We start from the raw sequence: 7,197 nt of genomic DNA on the forward strand, positions 1-7,197 counted from the left end.
GAAGGCACGACTATGACTTTTACCAGGGAATGTAAACAGCAGATGCGTCGCACCGTATTGGCCAGCGCGATTCTTGTGGCGTTGTTAAGTGGTGTCGATCCTGCACGTGCCGCTGAAGAAGCGGAATTTGATGCCAGCTTTTTACAGGTAGGTAAAGGCGGCGCGATTGATCTCAGCCGCTTTAATGAAGGTGCATCCGCTACGCCAGGTACTTATAAAACGCTGGTGTACGTCAACGATCATCTGATCGCCAATGAAAACATTACGTTCCGTGAGTGGACGGATAAGCGCGTGCGCGCTTGTATTCCGTCCGCCATGTTGAAACATATCCCGTTTAATAGTTCGGCGTTGCCTGCGTCGGCTGCCGATTTACTGACGAAAGAAACCGACTGTAGCGCGCTGGAAACTGTGCTGCCTGACGCGACTGTCACGTATGACAGTAACCAACTGCGTCTGGATATCTCGATCCCGCAAATTTATCTCAACAGCGTGCCGCGTGATTACATCGATCCGGCATTGTGGGATGAAGGCATTCCCGCGTTGATGCTGGGCTATTCCACCAACGCCTATACCAGCCGTTCGGCTGGGCAAGTGTATAAATCGTTCTTTGGCGGCATCAACGCGGGACTCAATCTCGACGGCTGGTATCTGCGCCATAACGGAAACTACAACTGGCAGCAGCAGGGTGGTAGCAGCTATCAGGCGCTCAACACCTACGTGCAGCACGATATCGTGCCGCTGCGTGGTCGTGTGGTTGTAGGTCAATCCAATACCAGCGGCGTGATTTTCGATACGCTGCCGTTTACCGGCGTACAGCTCGCCAGTGACGAACGCATGTTACCGGAATCGCAGCGTGGTTATGCACCGCAGATTCGCGGCATCGCGCGTACCAATGCGCGTTTGACCGTGAGCCAGCAAGGCCAGGTGATTTATGAAACCACCGTGCCGCCGGGCGAATTCCTGATCAACGATCTCTATCCCACCGGTTACGGCGGCGATTTGGAAGTCACGGTTAATGAAGCAGATGGCACCAAAAACAGCTTCCGCGTGCCGTATGCCGCGGTAGCGGAGTTGCTGCGTCCAGGCACTTATCGTTATGACGTTACCGGCGGTAAATTGCGCACTGATTATTTGCGCGATACACCGGCTTTATTGCAGGGAACCTGGCAACACGGTTTGACTAACGATGTGACCGGTTACGTCGGTGTGCAAACCAGCCAAAACTATTATGCGGTACAAGGTGGTGCGGCGTTGGGCACGCCAGTGGGCGCGTTTGCGCTTGATGTGACGCAAGCGCGCACGCATTTAACCGACAGCGAAAAGAACAACGCCAGCATGAGCGGGCAGAGTTATCGCGTCAGTTATAGCGAAGCGTTGCCAGAAACCGGCAGTAATTTGTCGATCGCCGCGTATCGCTTCTCGACATCCGGCTTTATGGATTTCATGACCGCGATGCAAAGCCGTGATGCGTTGCAGCGTGGTGCCGATCTGAACACCGTTTATCGCGCCAAAAACCGCTTCTCGGTGACCGCCGGGCAAGCGCTGCCGGATGTGTGGGGCAACTTCTACCTCAGTGGATCAGTGCAGGATTACTGGAACCGTGAAGGCAACGAGAAACAGTTCCAGTTGGGCTACAACAATCGCACCGGTTCGGTTTCATGGGGTATTTCGGTTAACCGCAGCTACAGCAGCTATGGCAGCACGCAAAACAGCTATTTACTCAGCATCAGCATGCCGTTGGGTAGCGAGAACAGCCAGTATACGCCGCAGTTGCGTACCGAGTTGTCACACGACAACGACGGACGCTGGGGCCAGCAGGCGTCATTGTCTGGCACCGCCGGTGATAACAGCCAGTTCAGCTACGGCGCGACTGCGCGCCACGCTACGCCAAATGAAGGCAGCAGCGGATCACTTAACGCGCAATATCGCGCCAGCGTCACCAACCTGAGTGGTTCGGTGAGCACCGGTAAAGGTTATCAGAGCGGTTCATTTGGCATGAATGGTTCGATTGTGGCACACAGCGGCGGCGTGACCTTGAGTCCGTATACCGGCGACACTTACGCCTTGGTTGAAGCCAAAGGCGCGCAAGGTGCCAGCATTCCGTCTTATCCGGGCGTGTATGTCGACAGCAACGGTTATGCGTTGGTGCCGTATCTGAATCCGTATCAGATGAACGAAATTGTGCTGGATCCAAAAGGCGCATCCGATGGCGTTGAACTGGAAAACACCTCCGCGCGCGTTGCGCCTTATGCTGGTGCGGTGGTGAAAGTGAAATACAACGCGCGTCGTGGTTTGCCGATCTTAATCACTGCAACCCAACAAGGCAAGCCATTGCCGTTTGGTGCAGATGTGTTAGACAGCAAAGGCAATGTGGTGGGTTCAGTCGGTCAGGCGGGACAAGCGTACGCGCTGGTGGAAGAGGAGCAGGGCACGTTAACAGTGCGTTGGGGCGATGATGCCGATCAGTCCTGTTCATTGCCATATAAACGCATGCCCGATGCCAAGGGCAGCAAAGCGGCGTTGCAGTCGTTTACTGGGCTGTGCGGTCGTTAACAAAAATACACGCCAACTCCTTCAGATTTTCTCATTGTGGCCGATTATTAGGGTAATGCTCCCTGATATGAGGCCACATCATGTTTCTCCGTCGCGCCACGCTCTCTCTTCTCATCATTACCTTCATCGCCATCCCGGTTCACGCCACAACGTCTACCATTACTTTCCTCGGTGCAATTAAAGAAGACACTTGCCAGATCAATGTGCAACGCACCACGGTCAGTACAAATTGCCCGCAAACGGTTAAACCGACCAGGGTGGATATTCGCCAACTCAGCCAGCGCAATGAAGCTGCTTTTAAGCAGGGAACAGTGAATATAACTTGGTTGGATAACACCAAACGGAAGGGAATTGTGACGACGACGTATCGTTAAGCAGTTCGCTGTAGAGGCATGGACATAGGTATAGCCATTAAAAAGCCCGAGCGAATAGATTCACTCGGGCTTGTCAGTATTGAAAGTTAATAATAGTTGATATTAAATATCATCTTACCATTAGCAATCCCAGGCGTTACGGTGGTGCCTGTTTTAATATAACGAGCAGCAAAGCCAAAGCTATAATTGGATCCTGACAACGTTTGAGGAAGTGTCTTGTTAATTTTATTGTTAAAGTTAACCAACGTATGTGCACCATCATCATTAGCTATCTGAATGCCAACTCCTTTTGCTGCATTTGCACCACTTTGGATGTTCATAATCCCTTGCGCTGCATCAACCACGCCAAAGCTCGGCGTGAACAGAATATCAATGGCATTAAGAATGAGTTTTCCAGCCGAGAATCCATTTTTAGTATCATAAGTTGGCGGTGAATTGGTATCAGAAAAATTTCCGCGCATTGCTGGGCAGCCAGTTAAATTAACCTGAAAAGGTACCCAAGCAGTTGTCGTAGATTGTCCTGGAATTGAAATATTACTCACATCCCATTTACCCATATTGACGTTGACATCAGGTGTGGTACAAGTGGCGGCAATCACATTCAAGCTTCCGGAAAAGTTGATGCTATAGATCGTGTCTGGAACACCTGCCACTGGGGTAGCTGAATTGGTCGTCAGCAATACCGTTGGCAGTCGAGTACCGTCGACCGACCCAGAGTTCATATCGCCAGTTTTAATAAAATAAATCGTGAATGAGTTTCCGTAATAAAAACTATAGCCCGAATCATTATATTGAGAAATTGGTGTCATCCACTTTTTAGAAGCAACAGTACTTATTGCCTGCCCAGGGTTCATGCCATCATTATTAATGATGGCAAAGCCAAGTCCCGGAACGGTTGTTTGATAAATAGCCCCTGCATAAGGGCCGCCCCAGTTCGATACAGGACTGGGCGTATTAATCAAACTAAGATATTGGTCAATAACAACATTGGGTGCACCTTCGTGCTTACAATTCTGCCACGGACGCAAATCGTTGTTGCCCACGACTTTGAACGAATGCACTATTGTGCCGATGCTGACATCCTTTCCAACGGAGATATTTCCCACCGATAACGGAATAGTCATTCTAACGGCGTGAGTGTTATCAATATAATCACAGCGAGCCGCCCAGGTTTGCTGACTGATCATTGCAGTAATAATTAGCAGCAGTGCAGAAACGAATTTATTCATAACGAGTCCATAGCTGCACATCATTTATGCAGTTGAGTTTGTGGTGTTGAAATAAAAAACGACATTTTTATCGCTATATCATTTTAAATTTTAGCTAATTAATTAACCATCAGAGTCAATCGCGAGATAAGTAGGACATTTCATACAAAAAGGTTTTTAAACAGCAAAAAATATGCCTGGAAAACCAGGCATATCAGAATCATTTATTATAAGAACAACCATCGCTGCTTAATTATGATGCGTTTGCACACCTTGCTGAATCAGCACGTCCACCTCGTGGTTGTCGTTCTGGTAGATGTTATAAACCGTACCTTCTACCGTCACTTCACCTTGCGCGTTCCAGTTCTGAATGCCTTTATCACCGTTCACTGCTTCAAGGCTGACTGAATCACTTTCATCACCGGTTACCAGCAACTGCTTGTGGCCATCTTCGATGAACAGATCTTCTTTACCAAAGGTCAGCACATCATCAATGGTGATTTTGATGTGATCTTCGGTGCCGTTGCCTTCCAGCGAAACCGTGTGCGCTTCTTGCTGCAATTCAGGCAGATTTGCCAGGCTGATCGGATGATCATCGGCAACTGTCGGCGCAGCCACGGCTTCAGCTTTTTCCTGCTGCTGCGCAGGTTCTGTCGTCTCAATCGTAGGCTCTGCAACCGCCGCCGCAATAGGTGCTTCTTCTACTGGCGCAGCATGGCTGTGCTGAACGTCATCGACCGCCTGTGTATGCGCGTGGTCGGTGGTCATCAGTGAGCTGTGTTCATCACTGTTCGAATCAATAGTCATCGGCTGAACCGGATCTGGGCCAGCGGCCGCACTTGAACCTCCGAGAATATGGATTTTACCTTGACTACCTAATGGGCTCGAGTTTCCAGCAAGATCGGTCTGACTGGTACGGAAGAACATGTCTCCGTCCGGCAGCTTTTGCACCACCTGAATTGACCAGTTTCCGTTTTCATCTGCGGTAGTGGTAAACACACGGTTGCCTGCGCCCCAGCCTTGGTTTTGACTCAATGCGATGCGCAGCGTAATAGTGGCAAACGGTTCTGCAGTGCCACTCACTAACGGACGAACTTCATTGGTATTGGCACCATAAGCAATTGCGACACCGCTACTGTTAGTAATAATCGGTGCACCCATGTTTGCCACCGTGGTATCCAACGTCATCTCAACACCTGCCGAATACAGACTTTCATTGCCTGCCGCATCAGTGAAGGTTGCTTGTAAATCGCGCGCACCATCAGTGCTCAACTTAGTGATAATACTCCAGCTGCCGTCAGCGTTCACGATTGAACTACCGATTAAGTTGCCGTTGAGACCGTTATACAGTTTAACGATTTCACCCGCGGTACCGCCGACGCCGCCGACAGTAATGTTGGCATTGTTGGTCAAACCATTGCTGATTAAATCAGTCGGCGTACCTTTACCATCATGAACCACGCTAATGACCGGCGCATCCGGTGGATTGGTATCAAGGTCAACGGTGACCAGTGACGAATGCACACTTTCGTTGCCAGCTGGATCGGTATAAGTGGCGCTGAGCTCGTGTTCAGTGTCACCGCTGATGTTAGCTGGAATGCTCCAACTGCCATCTGCGCCAACCATTGCTGATCCTACAACTGTCGCACCGTCATAAATCTTGACGATATCGCCAAATGTACCGGTACCGCTCAGTGTCAGGCTGCCATTGTTGGTTAAGCCGCCCGCCAACAAGTTGCTGCCTTTACCATCGCTGACGGCATCAAATACCGGCGCATCTGGCGCAGTGGTGTCGAGATCGACCAGCACCGGGGTGGATTTCAGGCTTTCATTACCGGCGGGATCGGTGAAGCTGGCACTCAGGCTATGTTCAACGTCGCCGCTGATATCGGCTGGAATACTCCAGCTGCCGTCCGCACCCACGGTAGTGGAGCCGATCAGCGTGGTGCCGTCGTAAAGCTTAACGATGTCACCTTCGGTGCCGCCGGTGCCGGACATCTCAACGCTGCCGTTGTTGGTCAGGCCACCCGCAGACAAGTCTGCGCCGTTGCCATCTTTCAGATCGCCAATCACCGGCGCGTCTGGCGCGGTGGTATCGAGATCAACGATCACCGGCGTAGATTTCGGGCTTTCGTTACCGGCCGGATCGGTGAAGCTGGCGCTCAGGCTGTGCTCATCGTCGCCGCTGATATCCGCCGGAATGGTCCAGCTGCCGTCCGCGCCCACCGTGGTGGAACCGATCAGCGTGCTGCCGTCGTACAGCTTAACGATGTCGCCTTCGGTGCCGCCGGTGCCGGACATTTCAACGCTGCCGTTGTTGGTCAGGCCGCCCGCAGACAAGTCTGCGCCGTTGCCGTCTTTCAGATCTCCAATTACCGGCGCGTCTGGCGCGGTGGTATCGAGATCAACAATCACCGGAGTGGATTTCGGACTTTCATTGCCCGCCGGATCGGTGAAGCTGGCGCTGAGGCAGTGCTCATCGTCGCCGCTGATATCCGCCGGAATACTCCAGCTGCCGTCCGCACCCACCGTGGTGGAGCCGATCAGCGTGGTGCCGTCATACAGCTTAACGATATCGCCTTCAGTGCCGCCGGTGCCGGACATTTCAACGCTACCGTTGTTGGTCAGGCCGCCGGTGCTCAGGTCCACGCCGTTGCCGTCTTTCAGATCGCCAATCAGCGGCGCATCTGGCGCGGTAGTATCAAGATCAATGATAACAGGCGTAGATTTCGGACTTTCATTGCCCGCCGGATCGGTGAAGCTGGCGCTCAGGCTGTGCTCATCGTCGCCGCTGATATCCGCCGGAATGGTCCAGCTGCCGTCCGCACCCACGGTAGTGGAGCCGATCAGCGTGGTGCCGTCATACAGCTTAACGATGTCGCCTTCGGTGCCGCCGGTGCCGGACATTTCAACGCTGCCGTTGTTGGTCAGGCCGCCCGCAGACAAGTCTGCGCCGTTGCCATCTTTCAGATCGCCAATCACCGGCGCGTCTGGCGCGGTGGTATCGAGATCAACGATCACCGGCGTAGATTTCGGGCTTTCGTTACCGGCCGGATCGGTGA

General features: G+C 52.2%; 4 protein-coding genes. 2 read left to right on the plus strand and 2 right to left on the minus strand.

All coding sequences use genetic code 11. The features are described 5' to 3' along the window. Positions 1-12: 12 nt before the first annotated feature. Both ABDW13_RS04440 and ABDW13_RS04445 read left to right on the plus strand, forming a co-directional pair. The gene (locus ABDW13_RS04440; protein ID WP_343551204.1) at positions 13-2,553 is read left to right on the plus strand and encodes a fimbria/pilus outer membrane usher protein; all 2,541 of its coding nucleotides are present in this window, start codon (positions 13-15) and stop codon (positions 2,551-2,553) included. A gap of 80 nt (positions 2,554-2,633) precedes the next feature. Further along, positions 2,634-2,927, plus strand: a complete 294-nt coding sequence (locus ABDW13_RS04445; protein WP_343551205.1) for a hypothetical protein — start codon at positions 2,634-2,636, stop codon at positions 2,925-2,927. Positions 2,928-3,013: 86 nt separating this feature from the next. Here the strand turns inward: ABDW13_RS04445 and ABDW13_RS04450 are convergent, their stop codons facing one another. Together ABDW13_RS04450 and ABDW13_RS04455 are read right to left on the minus strand one after the other, a co-directional pair. Further along, a complete protein-coding gene (locus ABDW13_RS04450; RefSeq protein WP_343551206.1) occupies positions 3,014-4,156 on the minus strand; it encodes a fimbrial protein in 1,143 nt (380 codons plus the stop codon). Positions 4,157-4,384: 228 nt separating this feature from the next. Continuing rightward, positions 4,385-7,197 (minus strand): Ig-like domain-containing protein (locus ABDW13_RS04455; RefSeq protein WP_343551207.1); only part of this gene is annotated, 2,813 nt, incomplete at its 5' end.

The sequence above is a fragment of the Pantoea sp. genome (assembly GCF_039594315.1).
Taxonomy (GTDB): Bacteria; Pseudomonadota; Gammaproteobacteria; order Enterobacterales; family Enterobacteriaceae; genus Pantoea.